This is a genomic window from Endozoicomonas sp. NE40 (assembly GCF_040549045.1).
Classification (GTDB): Bacteria; Pseudomonadota; Gammaproteobacteria; order Pseudomonadales; family Endozoicomonadaceae; genus Endozoicomonas_A; species Endozoicomonas_A lisbonensis.
Map to the genome: position 1 here is coordinate 4,516,890 of NZ_JBEWTB010000002.1, position 19,075 is coordinate 4,535,964.

Below are 19,075 nucleotides of genomic sequence, written 5' to 3' on the forward strand. Positions count from 1 at the left end.
TGGAAAAATCAGAATGATAACGGATATCGCGGTCAGGCAGAGACTGTTGGCTGCTCTCGGGTTAGCCCTTGCGACACTGTGCTGGGGAGGTAATAGCGTTGCGGCTCGCCTGAGTATTGGAGAAATTCCCCCGTTAACCCTTTCTTTCTGGCGTTGGGCTCTTGTCTTCTGTCTTCTGATTCCGTTCACTGCAAGACAGGTGTCGAAGGAAAGAGACATCATTTTTAAGCATAAAGGCAAGCTGGTGGTACTGGCGATAACCAGTGTTTCCGCCTTTAACACCCTGTTGTATCTCGCTGCGCAGAGTATTCAGGCCGTTAACGTGGCTTTGATTCAGGTCGGGCTGCCGTTTATCTGCATTGTTCTGAGTATTCCGCTTCTCGGGGTCTATCCGAAAAAAGCGCAGAGTGCAGGTCTGCTGGTAGCCGCCGTTGGGCTTTTAGCTATTTTTTCCAAAGGCGACGTCAATGTTCTGCTGGCTCTGGATTTTGGCCGGGGCGATATGATCATGTTGCTGGCAGTGGTCATCTGGGCATTGTATACCGTCTTGCTCAGGCGATTTGCGATTCCTCTGAGTGGTCACGTTCTTTTAACGGTTTGTGTCGGTATTGGGATTTTATTTATTGCGCCGTTTTATCTGTGGGAGTTCCTGACACAGGGTGGCTTTGAAATGAAGGCTTCTACGGTCTGTCTTCTGGCCTATGTTACTGTATTTGCGTCGATTGTCGCTTTTCTGTCGTGGAATTACGGGGTAAGCATTTTAGGTGCTAATCAGGCGTCCATGTTCAACTTCCTGATTCCTGTATTTTCTGCACTTATTGCCATACCTGTTCTGGGAGAAGGTTTGCAAACCTATCATTTTTTGGGTGCCGGATTTATTTTTGCAGGGCTGTGGTTATCCGGCAAACGCTGAAATTAACAGGGTGCCCCATGGGTTCGGAGGCAGTTTTAGAAAACCTTGCTACATTCTAATCTCACTGATCTGAAGCGGGGGATTACAATGTCTTTATTTTATCGACTATCTGGTTCGCCTTTTGTATTGATAGTCGCCCTTATAACAACATCAATGCTGGGAATGTACTCAGCATCTGCCAGATCATCCGGGATGTTGTTTACCGATTTGGAAACGGAAACGCAATACATTCGGCAATACATGGCAAGGGAGCATTTTTTTGATCGTATTTCTGTTGCCCCATCGACCAGTGGGCTGACTGTAAAGGAGCAGGTCGACTATTACAGGCAGCAAACCCGTCAGCAGCTGAAAGATATTTGTCAGGAATATCCCATGAACGAGGCCATTACTTATGGTAAACCAACCGCTGCAGCGGCTCTGATTGCTGCTTTATTCATTCGTGCAAGTAAGCATTTCAATCAGGCCGATGAGGTTACTCTTTTCACTTCGGCACTGGCACTTGGTTGGGGAGCTGGGTATTACGGTTTAATTTGTTTAAAAGATCTGGCTATTCAGGGCTATTATTTTCTCCATCCCCCTCAGTTACATGAAGCAGACCTGATCATTCAATATGGCAGCAAAAAAAATCTACTGCCCGGTAGTATGCAGGCTTACATAGAAAATGAACTGTTTTATGCCTACTGGCAACACCCCAGCTCCGAGGGTTATCAGCGATTACGAAAGATGCTGGATAAAGTCTTGCGTCTGCCGCTTGTCAAAACAGAACAGCAATACTCCAAAGAAACCGCTGAAGCAGCTTTAAAGAATTTTCCTGAGCCAGTAGCGGAACGTCTTGACCGTTTTGCCCGGTCAGCGATCATGAAGCAAAAAATGCCCTCCAGGCCGGATAAGCGTTACGTTATCTATTTTCAGGGTCGCCCGGGTACGGGTAAAACATTTGCCTCACACAAGCTCGCAGAGGTATTGGGAGCAAAATGTATACGAGTCAATCTCGAAGGTGCCAGCATAAAAGATATCATCGGAACCCCGTTTGAAGATTCTGATGGCAGGGCGGGTCGTTTACTGGATGCCATTGTCAGCAGTACAACGTCAAGCAATGATATTAATGACAAGAATCAAATATTGCTGATTGATGAGTTTGATCGCCTCTTGACTGCTGATGACACGCGATCAAAAGAGGTGCTTATTTTTATGTTGAACCTGCTCGATCCGACCACCACGCACTTTTCTTCTCCTTACCTGAAGGCTGATATTGATCTCCCTGAAACCATCATTCTTGCCGGTAATACAGACATGAAACGACTGGCTGAAAAAAAACCGGAGCTGGAAGCACTGATTTCCCGCATTAGAATCCTTCAGTTCCCGGGTTTTGATAGCAAGGCTAAAATCAGAATTGCCCGTGACTCCATAGTTCCAAAACTGGAAAAAGCTTATAGCTCCGCGGGAGGTAGTATGTCAGGATTTAAGCTCTCTTCGGACGACTTGAAAAAAATAGATGATTTTATCTATGAGAATAATCGTGATAAAGGCCTTCGTTCTCTGGAGAAGTTTATTGACCAGCTGTTTGAGATGAAACTCGTTGATCGTCGTTGACCAGAGCGTGATGGTTAATTGTCATTTTCTGTCTTCGGGTGCTCATGCCCGAAGACGAAAAGTTTTCTTCTCAGTGTTTTTGTGACATCTGCTATCGAATACCGATCTCGGATTGTGCTTCGTTGCTTAACAGGTCCAGTAGCCTGAAAACATTTTGTTGCAGTAGGTCGGAAGCCCTGGTCAGGTTTGCCAGAAACTGTTCCGCCGTTGTATCTTTCTCGTCCATCAGGTCGGTCACAGATTTCATCGCAAGCAGCGGTGTTTTATAGAGTCTGGCAATGGCTGCAATAGCTGCCGCTTCCATCTCTTTTGCGACCACTGGTTCTCCACGCAGAATGGCCTCATCGGTCGGGCTCATGTCCAGTGAATTGCCTGTACAGACAACCGCTGTCTTTAAGCCCAGTTGCTGTGCATATTCACTCGCCCGTTCTGATACATAGCTGCCGTCGCCATAGGCAAAGTAATCTTCACCCAGTGGAATGCGACGGTCGAAGTAACGGATTTTCTCACCCATATACACCTCGCCAATGGCACTGCCCTTATCCTGAAAGGCACCGCAGATGCCTGCGTTGATCAGCAGGTCTGGTTTGAACTGACGTAAGCGGTAATTCCACCACACCTTGATTCAAACTGGCTTCTGATTCCAGGGCAGCAACTGCTCGATATCGGCAATTGACTCTGCCCTTGGCAAGTCGTTGAAGACGGTCTTCAGATAATGGCAGGGTTCCAACCCGCAGGCTTTCGCTGTTTCTACCAGGCTATAAAGATTGGCGCTGGCTTTAGCTCCGTCAGTACTGTTGCTGAACAGCCACGCCTTGCGACCCACCACGAACGGACGAATCGCATTTTCGGCCAGATTATTGTCCATACGCAGGTAACCCTCGTCGCAATAACGGATGAGCTTTTCCCACTGGTTATTCAGGTAATAAAGGGCCTTGCCCAACAAGGTTTTTGGCGGCACCTGGGGCAACGATTTATCCAGCCATTGTCGTAATTTCTGCAGAACCGGCAGACTTTGTTCCTGCCGTACCCTTTTTCGTTCATCCGGAGGGCTCTCTTTTATCCCATGTTCTATTTGATAGAGCTTACGGATATAAGACAGCCCCATATGGCTTTTGCCGGTTTTGTTTTTATCTTTCTGCCCCTTGATGGCTTCATCGAACTTTCGACGAGCGTGAGCCCAACAGCCTTGACTGATTACCCCGCTTTTGCGACCTATGGCAGCATAGCCTTCGTAACCATCGGTTTGCAGATAGCCCCGGAAGCCATCCAGCAGCTTCATGGGTACTGAACCGCTGCGGCTGGGCGCGTAATCGAACAGAATGATCTTTTGATTTTTCACCGGTTCAGCCACCTGAACCCACATGTACGAATGACTTCGGGCAGCCTTGCCTTCCTCGTTGAGCACCTGGGTGACCGTTTCGTCACAGTGAATCAGTGGCGCTTCCAGCAGCTTGTCCCGCATCAGGTTGATTAACGGTTGCACCAGATCACCACAGCGCACCATCCACAGTGAGGTGGTGGCACGGGCAATATCAACACCCAGACGAGCCAGGATAAATTTCTCCTGACGGTATAAAGGCAATCCGTCAACGTATTTACTGGTGGCAATGAAGGCTAACAGCCCCGGAGTAGCTATGCTGCCCGGTATCGGTTGGGCGGGCAGTTTGGCTGTTTTAATGCCTTCTTCACAGCATCTGCAGCCGTACTTGAACCGCACATTCTGGATAACCCGGATTTTGGCCGGAATGATATCCAGCTGTTCGGTCACTTCTTCGCCTATACGATGAAGTTGATTACCGCAGCCGCTGCAGTTTTTTTCATCGTCACGGATGTCGTGCTCTTCCCGGACTCTTGGCAGATCTTTGGGTAGCGGTTTTCGACCTTTCTTCTGGCGAGTATGTTCTGCAACCGTGACGCTTTCTTCGGGGTCTGGCTCAGGCTGTTCCGGTTGATCTTGCTCGGCTTCGTTGAACAGTTCCTGCTGATCCGGTGATGTCTTTTCGCTGGAGGCACCAAACTGTTTATGCAGAAGAAGGCGAAGGCGTTCTTCCAGCAATGCATTTTTCGCAAGGATGGACTGAACCCAGGCAATCAGCTCGGGGTTATTATCGGGTAAAGGGACAGGGCAGGCTTCCATGCCGATTCAGAATAGACGGTGGCGCAGTCATTGCCACCTTGTTAGAGTAAAGTCGTATATTCCAGTGTTGGGTGAGGTGCTTTGGGGCGAATGTCATAACCATCCAGAAGCTGGTTGAGCAGGCCTCCATCGATCGCTTCGGGTGCTTCATTCCCCGGCCATTTAAAGCGGAATTTCTCCAGTCGCTTATACCAGAGCACAAAGCCATTACGCTCCCAGCACAACAGCTTGATCTTGTCCCGCTTGCGATTACAGAAGACGTAGACCGTCTGATTAAATGGTGATTGTCCGGCTTGTTGTTCGACTAAAGCCGCCAGCCCGTCGATGGATTTGCGCATATCAACGTGCTCAGCGTAGAGATAGACAGCCACCTCATCTTCCGGGCGGATCACGAGGCAGCCTGCAATGCTTTGATCAGGGCTGCTGCCTGTTCAGGAGCCGCTTCGATTCGTATGGAATCCATATAGAGGATCACCAGGGAAGGCGCAGAAGGTTCTGGCTGAACAACGCCCAGAGGGATCAATTTATTATCCGGTCTGGTGAGCAGTTTGTGCTTCCAGTAAAAAAACAGGTGCTGCTTGATGTCGTGCTTTTTACACCAGCCTGAGGCCGAGAGTCCGGACTGCTGCCAGTCGTTCATCCGCTCTTGCCAGAGTGCCTGGTTTTGTTTGCGCTCTTCAGGTTTCATGAGTTTCTCCGTTTTAAAACCTGAAGTATTAAGGGGCGTGGCTTTCTTTGGAATGTGGGGTTAATTTACCGCTTACAAAACGATGGTTCGTGAATGTTGTACCAAAGTATGGTTTTTCAGGGCAGTCAGGACGCAGTTGAGCGGGTTGTTTTTTGAATGATACGTCTGTTTGATTCGAGGGTGGAAACGTCGCCAAGGGCGTTGTGTGGGCGTTTAGGGCGGGGAAAGGCCAGGGGAGGCGATGCTCCCCTGTGATGTTGTTACATCATTATGCACTAACGTTTTCTACACGATTGCACACCATTTCTGGCGGCAGTATGCAATGAAATTGTATACTAAATGGTTAATTAGTCTTGTAACTCATTGATATCGTTATCAAAACCGCCTTCTTGAAATTCATACCACATCACATTAATAATTCCAAAAGCACAGGCCAGAAGTACTCCGAGAATCCAGGCAAAATACCACATAGTCAAACTCCTTTAGTACAGTGAGTGGTTGTTTTCAGTAACATGCTCGGCGGTAATTCGGCCCCAAAGGTGGTAGAAGCACCATGTCGTGTAGCCCAGTATCAGTGGGACAAAGACGGCAGCAACACCAGTCATAATACTCAGTGTCAGATGACTGGAAGTAGCATCCCACAGAGTCAGGCTGGCATCAGGCATGGTGCTGGATGGCAGGATAAATGGGAACAGGGAGAAGCCTGCCGTCAGAATAACACCTGCCAGAGTCATGCCTGAGCAGACGAAGGTCAAACCTGCAAAGTGACTTTTTGCCAGAAGGAAGACGCCAATGCTTCCCAGGTAAGCTAAAACCGGGGCAATCAGTGTAACTGGGTACAGACTGTAGTTAGCCATCCAGCGCCCGGACTCTACGATAACAACCGTTTTGTTCAGAGGATTGGAAACCGCTGCAGGGTCCAGTTGGCTGGTCACTTCATAGCCAGGGATGGAGGCAACCCAGAAACCACCAATGGTAAATAGTGCCAGTGTTATTAATGCGCCATAGCGAGCAACAGTTGCCGCTCTTTCCTGAATCGGCTCACCCGCACGTAGTTTTTGCCAGGTCGCTCCGTGAGTGGTCAGCATGCTGACACTGACCAGGCCGCAGAGAATGGCAAACGGATTTAACAGGTGGAAAAAGTTTTCTGAGAAAGTGGAGCGCATGGTGCTGTCCAGTTCAAATCCAAAGCCCTGGAACAGGTTGCCGAAGGCAACACCGAAGACCAGAGTTGGAACTGCACCGCTGGCGAACAGTCCCCAGTCGCAGGCATCTCGCCATTTCGGATCGTCTATTTTTGAACGATAGTCAAATGCCATAGGGCGGACAAGCAGTGCAAACAGTACCAGCACCATTGCCCAGTAAAAGCCGGAAAATGTGGTTGCGTAGACGATAGGCCAGGCGGCAAACAGTGCGCCGCCGGCTGTAATTAACCATACCTGGTTGCCATCCCAGTGCGGGGCAACAGCGTTAATCATAATTCGACGTTCGGTGTCGTTTCTGGCCATGAATCGTAACAGGTTTGCTGAACCCATGTTGTAGCCATCCATGATAGAGAAACCGATCAACAGTACGCCGATCAAAACCCACCAGATAAACTTTAAAACTTCATATTCCATGGTGTGGCACCTTATCCCTGTTGCGTGGACAGTTCATTGACGGTCGGTTGTGGACGTTCAAAATGATAGCGTCCGGTGTGTAGGCAGCTGGGACCTTGTTTAGCATATTTCAGCATCAGCCAGACTTCGATGATAGCGAATACGCTGTAAAACAGAGTGAAGCCTGCAATACTGAGATACAAGTCAGTAACCGTACGACTGGATGCTGACATATAGGTAGGCAGAATACCGGAAATAGACCATGGCTGGCGTCCATATTCTGCTACAAACCAGCCCATTTCACTGGCAATGAATGGCAGTGGCAGAGACCACAGGCACAGCTTGAGGAAGAGTTTGCTTTTATGCTCTGTTCTGCGCGCGGTTTTATAGAAGGCGGTTAAGAGCAGCATCAGCATCAGTACACCACAGCCAACCATAATTCGGAATGAGAAAAACAGTGGCCAAACCGTTGGAATTGCGTCCTGTGCGGCCTGTTTAACCATAGCTGGCGAGGCATTAGGGATGTCGTCAGTGTAACGGGTGAGTAGCAGACCGTAGCCAAGGTCATCAACAACATTCGAGAATGCTGCCCGGTTTGCAGGTGTGTTGCCGCCTTCGGACTTCAATTCGTCGAGAAGGGCAACAGCCTTCTTGCCGTTTTCGACACGAACTTCTTTAGCTGCAATCAGGTCTTTGATGCCGGGAACCTCTTCATCAAAAGAGCGGGTGGCAATCAGTCCCATCATGTACGGTATCTTGATGGCGTAGTCCGTTTCCATTTTCTCCTGATTAGGAAGGCCGATCACGGTAAAACTGGCTGGCGCGGGCTGGGTGTCCCACTCTGCCTCAATGGTGGCCAGTTTAACCTGTTGTACATCGCCCAGCGCATAGCCGGATTCATCGCCCAGCAGCAGGGTGGAAAGAATGGCGGCGGTACCAAAGCCTGCGGCAATGGCAAAGGAGCGGCGGGCAAACCCAGTGTCACGGTTTTTCAGCAGATACCAGGCACTGATGGACAGGACGAAAATAGCACCGGTGGTATAACCTGCTGCTACGGTATGAACAAACTTAACCTGGGCAACGGGGTTAAAGAACAGTTCAGCAAAGCTGGTCATTTCCATGCGCATGGTTTCGAAGTTGAATTCAGCGCCTACAGGGTTTTGCATCCAGGCATTGGCTACCAGAATCCATAATGCGGACAGGTTGGTACCGATGGCCATGAGCCAGGTGCAGGCAAGATGCTTGACTTTACTGAGGCGATCCCAGCCAAAGAAAAACATGCCGACAAACGTGGACTCCAGGAAAAACGCCATAAGGGCTTCAATCGCCAGTGGAGCGCCAAAAATATCGCCAACATAATAAGAATAAAAGGACCAGTTGGTACCAAACTGGAATTCCATGGTAAGACCGGTCGCAACGCCCAGTGCAAAGTTGATACCAAACAACTTGCCCCAGAACTTGGTCATATCCTTGTAAACCTGTTTGCCGGTCATGACATAGACCGACTCCATGATTGCAAGGATAAACGTCATACCCAGGGTGAGTGGGACGAATAAAAAGTGATAAAGCGCTGTTATGGCAAACTGAAAGCGCGACAGGTCAATGATTTCTGCGGGGATCATAACGTTCCTCGTGACATCTTCTGGGAAACATACTCCGGTTTCCACGAGACCCGGGAAGAGTTGGCTTCCTGCCAGCAACCACTAAACTAATCGTTGCATCATGACGCAGTATAGGCAGTGCATGTTGCCTGCAACTATACGGACGGTGGTGCATTCTGGATCAGGATAATGCATTACGGTGCATTCAGCCTGGGGACACATACAGCGTTCCCCGCTTTAACTTCCCCTGGCGGTAATCCCTCGATCCATTGTTCCTGGTTATTATTCTATGCGTCCACCGATTGTTTAAAAATTAAACAAAATCGATACTGCAGGTTGATATTGAATAGGGGGATGTACCGTCATCTGCGGACATCCTTTGAGATAGTGCGAATACTACAACGTTTTAATACGTATCTGAACTTCGGCAAAGCCTTTGGATTGATATAAATCAATAAAGATGTAAATCATTTGAATTAATAGAGGATTATCATCTTTATTTTGCAATCTAAGGAATAAAATTCTGCGTGTTCACCCTTCTGGCCAGCTCAATCGAAGGTCTGAGCAGGAGGGACCAGCTTCCAGCCGGTTCTTGCCGTGTTTCTTGGCTGTGTACATGGCGTTGTCAGCTTCATTGATCAGCTGATTGAGGCTGTCTGCTTCCCCTGTCGTTACCGCCAGCCCCAGGCTGAGGGTTACAGGCATCGGGCTGGCAGTATATCGCTCAACACGGGTGCGAACCCTTTCCGCAATCCGGGTTCCCTGCCATGCAGAGGTGACGGGCAGCAGAATGACAAATTCCTCTCCGCCGTAGCGGGCAATCAGATCCTGCTGGCGCAGGCTGTCCCTTATTTGATGGGCAATCTCGACCAGAATCCTGTCACCGGCCGGGTGGCCGAACTGGTCGTTGATTCGTTTGAAATCATCAATATCGACGAATAAAAGGCTGCAGGGCAACTGCTGTTGTTTGCAGGCTTCAATCTGTTGTTCTGCTTCCTGAAAGAAGCGGTTGCGGTTTAGCAGACCTGTCAGTGGGTCCAGGCTGGCCTGTAATTGCCAGAAGCGGGTTTGCTGATTTGCTTTTAAAATGGTTTTAATGTGGCTGCACAGATCAAGCGCCTGTTGTCGGGTAATGGTTTCCCGCTGGTATTTGCCTGGAAACAGTACCAGAAAAAGCTGACGTTCAGCGTCGTCGTTTAAGTGGAAGCCCCAGAAGCTGTTGCCCTGTTTATCCTGAAAATGGATCTGGTCATCAGAGTCGTGATCGGGTAACTGTGTCAGTGGCGAAACAAAATGCTCCAGCTCCCTGTCAATCTGCTGCTTTGCTTTCGTTGAATGGCTGCTGAGTTGCCATTCGTTGTTTTCATACTGAAGTAAAACAGCTGGCGTTTTGTGTAATGTGCCATCAATGATGTCAAGAATATGTTCGGTCAGTTCATTGTTGTCATCTTGCTGGTTTAGCTGAAGCAGACTTTCCCTGAAGTGCTGGCTGAATACTCTGCGTTTACTCTCTGCGCCTTTAATCAGATTGACCGTGAATGGCTGTTTCTTCTGTCCTGGCTGAAGCAGGTAGTGCAAAAGAGTCAGGGAGATTGACTGAAGGCAGAGTAATAGCACCAGTGGAAGAGATGGAACGGTATTGTCAACCGCAAATACAAAGCCAAACATGAGGCCGCTGGCCACCAGTGTTGCGCCGGAAAGGGTCATTATGGTTTTTGGGGTCAGCCGGGTGACGCGGAACAGGTTCAGGTAGCAGGCGAGAGCAGACAACATGGTCAGCACGGTCACAGTGGAGACCAGCTGACCAGGGTCAATATTGTAGGGAATCAGCCGGAACAGGCTCCCGTTCAGGGCAACCAGAAGCAGGCTTATGGCACTGAGATGTGCGCCAAGGGGAAGGTACAGGTAGGTCTTTTTAATCAATGCGGTCGCCAGAACTGCGCCCAGCATCGCCAGCATAATGGTTTGCAGGGAGGCTGAAAGCGCGTGATAACGATATTCACTCAGGGAATACAGTGAAGCCGGCCACAGTTCGGGAGCCAGATTCCGGGAAGACTGTTTGCTGACTTTAATCAGCAGTTTGTGTGTCTGGCCACTGGTCAGGGGAAGCCGGATGGTTCTTACGTCCGGGTTAGAGGCTGACAGGCTATCCACTCCCATCCTTTTTATCTGGTATTGCCTGTTCAGCGAAAGCTCGTTTGTAGAAAGCTTGTTTTCAGGAAGATAGATGTCAAGCACAGGGTGAGGTATGCGGCTGAAAACCAGGAGCCAGTCGGTTGAAAAGTCAGGGCTTAACACGAGGTTGAGTTGATACCATAAATAACGTTCAGGCTCTGACTCTGTTTGTAAGAGTGAGTCTGAAGGTGACGTAATGGGTACAAGGTAGGGGCTCAGGCTGACGGGATGGTTAATGGTTCCTGTTGCTACGGGAGGTGTCGCTATTGTTTTGTTTGCAGCTGCGCCCCATGCCATTAAAGAGAGCTGTAAGAGCAGTAAAAAACAAATAGCTGATAACGCTGGTTGCAGATAGCGCCCAGATAAATAGCGCCGGGGTAAAAATACCATCATTGCAGCTGCCCTCCGGTGGTGGCTGTATGAGGTGAGCTTGTTATCAGGTTGTATCGAATAATTTATCTAACAATTGTGACATAGCTGTTTTTATTCTGCTAGCAGGTGTGATATGGCAACCTTTTGCCCTGAAAGGCACAAAGCCCGGACAGGTGCGGGCTTTGTCGGTGGGGCTACTGGCTGGTGAAGTACTGCTTGGAAAAAGTGACTTTTTCCGATATTGGAATGTTCCAGTCGGGCATGGCTTCGATTTTCTGCAATCTTGGATGAATGCCACAGCCGTTGGCAATCTGAATAGCCAGTCCTGGTCGTGCATTCAGTTCCAGGATCAGTGGTCCCAGATGTTTGTCGAGAACCATATCGACACCCAGGTAACCCAGTCCGGTCATACCGTAACAGGCTGCGGTCAGTTCCAGCAGGCGGTCCCAGTGGGGTACCTGAAGGCTTTCAAAGCTGTGCTGAGTATCGGGATGAAGCTTGATAGGCGTATCAAACTGCACCGCCCGGAGGCTTTTGCCAGTGGCTATATCCAACCCAACACCCACTGCGCCCTGGTGCAGGTTCGCTTTACCATCGGAGGCCCGGGTGGCGAGCCGCAGCATGGCCATGACCGGGAAGCCGCGGAAAACAATCATGCGGATATCGGGTACGCCTTCAAAGCTATAGTCGTTAAAAACCGGGTCTGCCTGAATTAAACCTTCGATCATGGCAACATCGGATTTGCCGCCAAGGGAATACAGGCCGCCCAGAATATTCGACACATGTCGATTGATATCCTCGAACTCAAGGGTGTCGCCACTGGCTTTGACATAGCGATCACCGTCTCTGCCGGTGATCACCAGAATACCCTTGCCTCCGCTGCCCTGAGCAGGTTTGATGACAAAGTGTTCGTGGGCTGCCAGCAACTGACTGAGATTTTTGATCTCGGACTGGTAGGAAACCACGCCCAGCAACTCAGGAACAGCAACGCCCGCCTGCTGCGCCATCTGCTTGGTGGTGAGTTTGTTGTCCACCTGCGGCAGCAGCTTTCTGGGGTTGTACTTGATGACGTAGTCGAGGTTACGACTGTTCATGCTCAGAATGCCAGCTTCCCGAAGCTGGCGGGGTTTGGCAAAGCTGTCAATAAAACGACGAATGACTTCCATAGCCCGTTACCCCTGAACCAGAGGTCTGAAACGTCGCAATTCCAGCAGACGGTAGCCAGTGTACTGACCAAGCATCAGGGTAACACCCAGAACCGCAAACAGAAGTTCCGGGAAATTGAACGTCAGGTGCTCAACGGTCGGGTTGGACATCAGCAGGTAGCTGATGGTCGCCACTAGCAGGCTGCCAAAGCCTTCTATAACCACATCCCTCGGACCTTCTTCTTCCCACAGAATAGACATTCTTTCGATGGTCCATGCCAGAATAATCATCGGGAAGAAGGTGACGGTCAGTGCCTGGGTGATACCCAGTTTCCAGCTCAGGATACTCATGGCACCCATAATGCCAATGACAACAATCATAACGGCGGCTAGCCTGGCCACCAGAAGCATATTCAACTGACTGAGTATCGATCGCATCCACAGGCCGATGGAGACAATGGTAATAAAGATGGTCAGACCCGGTAGCAGCTGGGTTTCCAGGAAGGCCACCGAGATCAGTACTGGCATAAAGGTACCTGATGTACGCAGACCTACAATAATCCGCATAAACAGTACGACCAGCGTTCCGATAGGGATCAGCAGAATACTCTTGAAAGCGTTCTGAACTTCCAGAGGCAATGCATAGATTGAGAAATCAATCAGCGCCACTTCGTCTGCCTGAGAGTTCTGGATTGCGAGTTCCCGGGCTGGAACCGCCTGAGAGATCATGGAGAAGCTGACTCTTGAGTTGGTGCCGCCCATCACGTCCAGCATGGATTTGCCACCCCGTTGCCACAGGAAGAAATTGGCAGGGTTGCCGGATTCGCCAGTGACCGGGTCGAACATCAGCCAGCCATCGTTGGTGTAGACTTCCAGCATGTCCAGCATCGGTTGGCGACGGCGACCGTCTTCCAGATACAAGCCTCTGACCATGCGAACCGGAATATCGGCCATGGTTAACAGGTCAATCAGCAGACGTGTACGGCTTTCACGATTATCGATCATACCCAGCAGCATGTTGGTGTTCTGGCCGGGGCTTGAATCCAGAAATTCGTTGATCAGTGTTCCGGTAAAACTGCGGGCATCAGCAGAGCGTTCGGTTACGGATTCGAGCAGACTGTCGGCTGCTGTCTGATAGGGTTCCGGCAGTCTTGGTTTTACGGTCAGAGTGTCGTTTTCTACCGGAGGCTCACGATCCGGGTCGCTGACAGAATCAGGATACAGGTTGACCTTATAGTACAGTGTCTGGCGGCCTTTGGCTTCACGGATACTCCATTCCGCCCGTCGCTGACCATTGTCGTCAAACTGGTTGATGCCATACCCCGGAGAAGCGAAAGATTCATCAAGGATGCGCACGTCAGACTGATGGTCTGGCAACGTCAGGGTTGCCTTTGCCGGGCCTCCGTCGGCCATAAACTCAACTTCGGCTTCAATGCTCCAAATCGTATTGGTTTCTCCCCGAAGCAGTGGAAAGCCTAAAGCAAAATGCTTGTAAAGAGTGAGACCCAGCCCGAGTGCGACAAGCAGCACTACAGCCAGACTGAGTTGAAAACGACCTTTCATTGATTACCTCTTGGCAGTTTGTCTGCAATATACTCCTCGCTGACGTCTACCAGGGCGGTGTTGGCCAGGAATTGTTCTGCAAGCAGGACAGGAAACTCGTAACTGCTGCGGTCTCGCAGTGTGAATTCGGTGACTTTGTCAATGTTGCCGACCCTGGTTTTTATGCTGACGACAGGGCGTCTCTGGGATTCAAGACCACCATGGCGCTTGATCTCGGCAATACGGCTTACCGGCAGTTCAAGATTGAAGGATTGTTCATTGGAAATCAGCTTGAACCGTACCCAGGGCTGACCATTTTTTTCAAACTCTTCAAGGTCACGGGCATCCAGGGAGGATGTTTCTGCACCCGTGTCTACCCGGGCTTGTAAGGGTTCATCCACACCGTTGAGGTGAATCCGCTCCAGAGCTCCAAGAACGGGCAGACCGGCGACGCTGACTTTCTGGTAGATGGTCTGGTCGACGGCGTGTGCAAAAGCCTTGGGTACAGTACGACGTACCGTTTTCAGTGGTTTTTCAGTCGCAATGTATGTTTTGCCAACGTCGGCGATGGCCAGGTCCTTAAGGAAGTCACGACCGACCAGCATTGGGAATTCAAAGTTGCTGCGGTCATTCAGGGAAACGGCGAGTGTCTGGGTAAGGCTGCCTATCTGGATCGTCAGATTGACCACAGGACGGCGCTGTGATTCTTCATCGGGGCGCTTTATTGAGATGAAATCCTGGATTGGCAGCTCCAGTTTCCGAACGCCTTTGCTGGTGCGTGGCAACTCAAAGCGAACCCAGGGGCGACCGTCGCGTTCAAACTGTTGTATGTTTTGTGCGTCCAGAGACGTGCGACCAGCCCCTGTATCAATTTTTGCGGGCATGGTCAGGTCAAGGTCTGGCAGCTTACCTTCTTCGGAAAAGCCCAACACCAGTTTGCCGTCAATATGAGTCGGCGTCTGTATATACGTCTGTGTAATGGTGACTTCCGGTACGGGTGCAGGTTGTTCGACAGCGGATTTTTCCTGAGGCCTGGACACCGGTTTTTCAGCCTTGGGTCGATCCTCTCTGGTTTTTGTTGTGCCTGCGGGGGGCTCCGTGGGGGGAAGCGACTGGCAGCCAGTCAGTGCCGCTGCGGTAAGGATCAAAGCGGTAATTGCCGGGAAACGGATCATGGGGAACACTTGTTGATTTAGATAAATGAACCTATAGATGATTGGCAAACAATCAAATGCTGCGCAGCTTACTGCAAGTCCTGACGCTTGCCAATGGCGAACAGCCGCAATCCCGCTGGATTTTTGAAGGTAGATTGATATAGGAGGGTAAAATGTAGACTGGCCAAATAACTGAGTGGTTCAGGTTGAAGCCCAAAATCCAACTTTATGGTAAATGGTGTGAAGTCCACAGAAAAGGACAATGGTCAGTCACTTCATTGATAAACAGAGCCTGGTTTGACGATGCTGATCAGTTTAGCTGCCAGCGAGACAGGGAGTTAATTGTGATAATATCCAAACCTCTTTCGTTCTTTCTGGATTTGCTCCACCCTGATTTGGGACAGTTGGTCGATAATTGTATCCCATGTTGGGCGCTTACGGGCAGAAGAAAGAATTCTGGCATCCAGCTCCAGCAATTCTTTTGGAATATTGTCCTGATTGAAAGGTGGACGAAAGTTTTGTTTTAATAACATGACTTTGTATGCTGCAGTTAGAGCTGAGAAGTGATGAAAAAATAATCAAGCATGAGGAGCGCAACCACCTCCCATAGCGTTAGTCGCGCAGTTTCAAATCGAACTTTTCAACAGGCAAAGATCTCTAATTTTTCCAGCACTTCCCAGCGGTACCGCTTTTGCAAATGAAAACCTCACTAAGCCTGATCTTCCTGCAGGGGTTCCTGAGGCATTATTCTGCCCAGAACCCCCGTCAATAAAACACAGATAATGCATGGAAGAACCCAGCTGAGACTGGACTCATACCCAGGCAGTCGCTGGAAAGGGGACGTTAACATCATAACCAGCGGATGATGAATCTCTTTTATGGCATCAACAATACTGAAAATCAGGGCGGTTGAAAGCGTATAGCGATAGACCAGCGTGGGATTGGCAAATAGATCCCTTACCACTCCCAGCAATATCAGGACAATACAGACAGGGTAGAGAATCAGCAGAACAGGAATAAATAACTCAATGATCTGGTTCAGACCGAGGTTGGCGAAAGCAATACAGCAGGCAGTGATGGCAATAACCAGTGGCCGGTAGCTGAGCGGTTTGAATACATCATCAAAATACTCTGCAGCGGCCGTGATACACCCGATAGCTGTCGTCAGGCAGGCCAGCGCCACAACAGCTGCCAGCAGGATTTTGCCGAGGGAGCCGTACAGGACATCAACATAGAGAGAAAGAATCTGGCCGCCGTTATCCGGGTTGGGGGCGATTTCCCGACTCGTGGCTCCCAGATAAAACAGTGAAACATAGACCAGGGCCAGCCCGATTGCGGCTATAAAACCCGTCACTACGCTGTGGCGGAACAGGGCCTGGGTGGAGCTTATGCCATGTGAGCGCAGGTTGGTGACAATGACGATGCCAAACATCAGGGCAGCCATGGCATCCATGGTCATGTAGCCTTCAAAGAAGCCGGTCAGGAAGGGGTTAGCAGCATAATTGCCTGTTGCCTCGGACGGGGTTCCCTGAGGCATTAGAACTGGAGACAGGCCTAGTATAATGAGCAGGGCAATCAGGGCCGGGGTAATCAGCTTGCCGACAGATTCCAGCAGGCGTCCCGGGTTCAGACAGAGATATCCGCAGATAATGAAAAACACCAGGCTGAATATCAGGCGAGACAGGGCGTCAGGCGAATTTAGAAATGGCACAATTCCCACTTCGTAGGCAACCATTGCAGTGCGGGGAACAGCATAGAGAGGACCGATCACCAGGAAAATAAAGCTGCCCATCAAAATGATCAGCCACTTTGGCAGTTCCCGGGTGATTTCGTTGAAGCCGCCGCCGACTCTGGCGATGACTACCACTCCCAGAAGTGGTAGTCCGACTCCGGTGACCAGAAATCCGGCCGCTGCCTGCCAGACACTGGTTCCTGCCAGCTGACCCGCCAGGGGCGGAAAAATCAGGTTGCCAGCACCTAGAAACATGGCAAACACCATGAATCCCATTCCAATAATATTTTGCAGACTTAATCTTTGTTTCATCGCAGTTGCCGTCGTCAGGCGTTTATGTTAGAGGCTAATCGGGGCAGGCTCACTCTCTGGTTCGCTCAGGTGCCACCTTAATAGCTTAGCTTCCATGGTAGCTCTCAAGTATGGACGCAATTTTTAAAAGTGGTAGCAACGTTAGTCCTGTTGCCTGAAATATTGGACTGACTGAAAGAAAAAACGTTCCGAATTTCTGGCAAATTGAAACTGTTACCCTGGTTGAATGGTTCTGTTCGTCGCTGAGTGCCGTGGCAACTCAGCTGTATATATGGAGGCGTATGCCGGTTATTCGAGCGGTTATGACTCATAAGGGTCAGGTCTGGATTCATGCCTCGGCTGGCTGCACAGGTTGCTGTGAGGGGTGTCCTGTATCAGTTGCTGAAAGCCTTCCTGGTCAATATGAAGCAGGGTTTCATGGTCACCGGACTCCAGGTAGATATCGGGAACCTGGCTGAGCCTGTCGTCCCAGATCATGGGCATCTCATAAGCCCGGGCAATCGGTGGAATGGCACCGAACTGACAGTCTGAAAACGGCTTTTGGGCATCGGTTTCACTGGCCAGTTTTACAGGGCGGTCAAGAAAGTTTCGTACCTGACGTATTTGCAGGCGATTGGATGACGGAATAACAGCCATCAGATAGTCGTTCAGGTCGTCTTTCAGTATCACTGCCTTGGCCAGTGAGTGCAGTGGTATTTGTGCGGCAATGGCGGTCTGGACAGAACTGTGGCTGGTGGTGTGTCGCAGGGTTTCATAAGGGATATGCTCTTCTTCGAGCAGGCGGTGAACACGGTCAGCAATACTCATGGGCGTCGCCCTCAGTCAGGTCAGGGCTTCCATGCTGGTTAGGCAGAAGAAGGCTTGCAGTCGTCCTCCTTCGTTCCATCAGGGTCAGTTGGCAGGAAAGTATAGTCTGGCAAGCAAATGTAATCAGTTTTTACGGCATAGGTAGCGATGGTTCAGCCAGCACCTGCCTTTTACAGGGGGAACGTGGAACTTTAACAACCCGGTCGAATCTTACCTGTCAGCATTATATATTATTACGGTTTCTGAGGTGGGAGAATGTCTGGAAAAATAAAAATTGCCTTGATGATGTGTTGTGTAACGTTTTCTCATTCATTGCTGGCTGTGGATTATGTCACCGGATTGTTGCTGAGAGAGCCGCTGGTGATGAGGATTGACGATGTGCCAGTAGAAATAACGCATCACGACAGGGTAACAACCCTTGTCATTCCAGCAGCTGATAGTGGTCGTGCAATGAGCAGGAGTGGCAGCTCGACATCTCAGGCCAGTATTAAGGGGCATTGCGACAGTCACCCATGCCCTGATGTGAGACAGTTGCACTCAATACAGCAGTGGCTTGCCGAAAACGGTATTCCGGAACTGGAGCTGAGACTTAATCCATTTTCCCGTACCTCTTCTGCTGCGTGTTATTCTGATGATGCCGCCTGTGAAGTCAGAACATCTGTCAGTCACTTCAGTTCAGCCAGTTTTGTACTGAGCCTCTCGTTTATCTCCAATGGCCGAAGAATCCTGACTGATTTGCCTTATGCTGTCAGAAGAAGTCGTCCCTCGATGCGCTGGCTCTGGGGTGAGTCTTTCTTTCATGCTCACTACGCAGGGAGGTCACAGCAAACCCTGTATTTTGATCCTCTGCAGGAAGGTGTTTTAACGGATATTTTGAATACACTGAATGAGCTTCGGGTAATAAATTTTTCCCAGCACCTGGGTGTGTTTTCACCAGGTCAAACCGTGAGCTATGGACACACTTTGTTTGACAGAGATGAAGTGCGGGAGGTCGGGACTGAATGGCTCCGGCCGCTGGGCAGTATACGAACCGATCAGCGCGACAGTGACGGTCAGTTTCGGAGGGTCAGTACTTATACATCAGGGTATCTGAGCTACTCTGTCAGCTTACCATCGTTCGATAACCTGCCATCTTTCTCTCCGTCGATTGGTGTCACCCTGCTACCAACAGTGTCTCAGCAGTTTGTTAAGTATTCCCGGGGGATTGCTGTGACGGTCGTCACTGCCCTGGTCGTCATTGCGGGGGCTGTGTATCAGTCATCTGGCCATCGGTTCTGGTAAAGCAGACGGGCGTTATTCCCCG

At 50.1% G+C, this 19,075-nt stretch carries 17 protein-coding genes; 3 read left to right on the forward strand and 14 right to left on the reverse strand.

Annotated elements, in window-relative coordinates; genetic code table 11:
* Positions 1-13 precede the first annotated feature (13 nt).
* A complete protein-coding gene (locus V5J35_RS21430; protein ID WP_354009087.1) occupies positions 14-913 on the forward strand; it encodes a DMT family transporter in 900 nt (299 codons plus the stop codon).
* Positions 914-1,000: 87 nt separating this feature from the next.
* The gene (locus V5J35_RS21435) at positions 1,001-2,506 is read left to right on the forward strand and encodes an AAA family ATPase (protein ID WP_354009088.1); all 1,506 of its coding nucleotides are present in this window, start codon (positions 1,001-1,003) and stop codon (positions 2,504-2,506) included.
* Positions 2,507-2,597: 91 nt separating this feature from the next.
* On the opposite strand, the gene V5J35_RS21440 is transcribed toward V5J35_RS21435, so the two are convergent.
* From V5J35_RS21440 to V5J35_RS21505, 14 genes are all read right to left on the reverse strand, one after another.
* Positions 2,598-3,125 carry a phosphorylase family protein gene (locus V5J35_RS21440; RefSeq protein WP_354009089.1) on the reverse strand — a complete coding sequence of 176 codons (528 nt, stop codon included), beginning with the start codon at positions 3,123-3,125 and terminating at the stop codon, positions 2,598-2,600.
* A gap of 6 nt (positions 3,126-3,131) precedes the next feature.
* Positions 3,132-4,646 carry an IS66 family transposase gene (gene tnpC / locus V5J35_RS21445; RefSeq protein WP_354008744.1) on the reverse strand — a complete coding sequence of 505 codons (1,515 nt, stop codon included), beginning with the start codon at positions 4,644-4,646 and terminating at the stop codon, positions 3,132-3,134.
* Between the two features lie 41 nt (positions 4,647-4,687).
* The gene (gene tnpB / locus V5J35_RS21450; protein ID WP_354008743.1) at positions 4,688-5,038 is read right to left on the reverse strand and encodes an IS66 family insertion sequence element accessory protein TnpB; all 351 of its coding nucleotides are present in this window, start codon (positions 5,036-5,038) and stop codon (positions 4,688-4,690) included.
* Entirely contained in the window at positions 5,035-5,334 is a 300-nt protein-coding gene (tnpA, locus tag V5J35_RS21455) for an IS66 family insertion sequence element accessory protein TnpA (RefSeq protein ID WP_354007878.1), read from the reverse strand. Before tnpA ends, tnpB begins: the two co-directional genes overlap by 4 nt.
* 347 nt (positions 5,335-5,681) lie before the next feature.
* Positions 5,682-5,804 (reverse strand): cytochrome bd-I oxidase subunit CydX, encoded by a 123-nt coding sequence (gene cydX / locus V5J35_RS21460; RefSeq protein WP_354009090.1) that lies wholly within the window; start codon positions 5,802-5,804, stop codon positions 5,682-5,684.
* A gap of 12 nt (positions 5,805-5,816) precedes the next feature.
* Positions 5,817-6,953, reverse strand: a complete 1,137-nt coding sequence (gene cydB, locus V5J35_RS21465) for a cytochrome d ubiquinol oxidase subunit II (RefSeq protein WP_354009091.1) — start codon at positions 6,951-6,953, stop codon at positions 5,817-5,819.
* 11 nt (positions 6,954-6,964) lie between these two features.
* Positions 6,965-8,554, reverse strand: coding sequence for a cytochrome ubiquinol oxidase subunit I (locus tag V5J35_RS21470; RefSeq protein WP_354009092.1), 1,590 nt, complete (start codon positions 8,552-8,554; stop codon positions 6,965-6,967).
* A gap of 510 nt (positions 8,555-9,064) precedes the next feature.
* Entirely contained in the window at positions 9,065-11,101 is a 2,037-nt protein-coding gene (locus tag V5J35_RS21475) for a GGDEF domain-containing protein (RefSeq protein ID WP_354009093.1), read from the reverse strand.
* A 173-nt stretch (positions 11,102-11,274) separates the two neighbouring features.
* Positions 11,275-12,246: an alpha-L-glutamate ligase-like protein gene (locus tag V5J35_RS21480; protein WP_354009094.1), complete on the reverse strand. Its 972-nt coding sequence runs from the start codon at positions 12,244-12,246 to the stop codon at positions 11,275-11,277.
* 6 nt (positions 12,247-12,252) lie between these two features.
* On the reverse strand, positions 12,253-13,788 hold the full coding sequence (locus tag V5J35_RS21485) for an inactive transglutaminase family protein (protein ID WP_354009095.1): 1,536 nt from the start codon (positions 13,786-13,788) through the stop codon (positions 12,253-12,255).
* On the reverse strand, positions 13,785-14,942 hold the full coding sequence (locus tag V5J35_RS21490; RefSeq protein WP_354009096.1) for an ATP-dependent zinc protease family protein: 1,158 nt from the start codon (positions 14,940-14,942) through the stop codon (positions 13,785-13,787). Before V5J35_RS21490 ends, V5J35_RS21485 begins: the two co-directional genes overlap by 4 nt.
* A gap of 317 nt (positions 14,943-15,259) precedes the next feature.
* Positions 15,260-15,454, reverse strand: coding sequence for a hypothetical protein (locus V5J35_RS21495; protein ID WP_354009097.1), 195 nt, complete (start codon positions 15,452-15,454; stop codon positions 15,260-15,262).
* A gap of 176 nt (positions 15,455-15,630) precedes the next feature.
* Positions 15,631-16,965 carry a branched-chain amino acid transport system II carrier protein gene (gene brnQ / locus V5J35_RS21500; RefSeq protein WP_354009098.1) on the reverse strand — a complete coding sequence of 445 codons (1,335 nt, stop codon included), beginning with the start codon at positions 16,963-16,965 and terminating at the stop codon, positions 15,631-15,633.
* A gap of 300 nt (positions 16,966-17,265) precedes the next feature.
* Positions 17,266-17,772: an aminoacyl-tRNA deacylase gene (locus V5J35_RS21505; protein ID WP_354009099.1), complete on the reverse strand. Its 507-nt coding sequence runs from the start codon at positions 17,770-17,772 to the stop codon at positions 17,266-17,268.
* A gap of 255 nt (positions 17,773-18,027) precedes the next feature.
* Between V5J35_RS21505 and V5J35_RS21510 the strand changes: the two genes are divergently transcribed.
* Positions 18,028-19,053 carry a hypothetical protein gene (locus V5J35_RS21510; RefSeq protein WP_354009100.1) on the forward strand — a complete coding sequence of 342 codons (1,026 nt, stop codon included), beginning with the start codon at positions 18,028-18,030 and terminating at the stop codon, positions 19,051-19,053.
* Positions 19,054-19,075: the final 22 nt, after the last annotated feature.

Excerpts from the sequence above, each read along its gene's own strand:
- V5J35_RS21430 (WP_354009087.1), top strand. The coding sequence starts at position 14 with ATGATAACGGATATCGCGGTCAGGCAGAGACTGTTGGCTGCTCTCGGG.
- V5J35_RS21435 (WP_354009088.1), top strand. The coding sequence starts at position 1,001 with ATGTCTTTATTTTATCGACTATCTGGTTCGCCTTTTGTATTGATAGTC.
- tnpC (WP_354008744.1), bottom strand. The coding sequence starts at position 4,646 with ATGGAAGCCTGCCCTGTCCCTTTACCCGATAATAACCCCGAGCTGATT.
- tnpA (WP_354007878.1), bottom strand. The coding sequence starts at position 5,334 with ATGAAACCTGAAGAGCGCAAACAAAACCAGGCACTCTGGCAAGAGCGG.
- cydX (WP_354009090.1), bottom strand. The coding sequence starts at position 5,804 with ATGTGGTATTTTGCCTGGATTCTCGGAGTACTTCTGGCCTGTGCTTTT.
- cydB (WP_354009091.1), bottom strand. The coding sequence starts at position 6,953 with ATGGAATATGAAGTTTTAAAGTTTATCTGGTGGGTTTTGATCGGCGTA.
- V5J35_RS21470 (WP_354009092.1), bottom strand. The coding sequence starts at position 8,554 with ATGATCCCCGCAGAAATCATTGACCTGTCGCGCTTTCAGTTTGCCATA.
- V5J35_RS21475 (WP_354009093.1), bottom strand. The coding sequence starts at position 11,101 with ATGATGGTATTTTTACCCCGGCGCTATTTATCTGGGCGCTATCTGCAA.
- V5J35_RS21480 (WP_354009094.1), bottom strand. The coding sequence starts at position 12,246 with ATGGAAGTCATTCGTCGTTTTATTGACAGCTTTGCCAAACCCCGCCAG.
- V5J35_RS21485 (WP_354009095.1), bottom strand. The coding sequence starts at position 13,788 with ATGAAAGGTCGTTTTCAACTCAGTCTGGCTGTAGTGCTGCTTGTCGCA.
- V5J35_RS21490 (WP_354009096.1), bottom strand. The coding sequence starts at position 14,942 with ATGATCCGTTTCCCGGCAATTACCGCTTTGATCCTTACCGCAGCGGCA.
- V5J35_RS21495 (WP_354009097.1), bottom strand. The coding sequence starts at position 15,454 with ATGTTATTAAAACAAAACTTTCGTCCACCTTTCAATCAGGACAATATT.
- brnQ (WP_354009098.1), bottom strand. The coding sequence starts at position 16,965 with ATGAAACAAAGATTAAGTCTGCAAAATATTATTGGAATGGGATTCATG.
- V5J35_RS21505 (WP_354009099.1), bottom strand. The coding sequence starts at position 17,772 with ATGAGTATTGCTGACCGTGTTCACCGCCTGCTCGAAGAAGAGCATATC.
- V5J35_RS21510 (WP_354009100.1), top strand. The coding sequence starts at position 18,028 with ATGTCTGGAAAAATAAAAATTGCCTTGATGATGTGTTGTGTAACGTTT.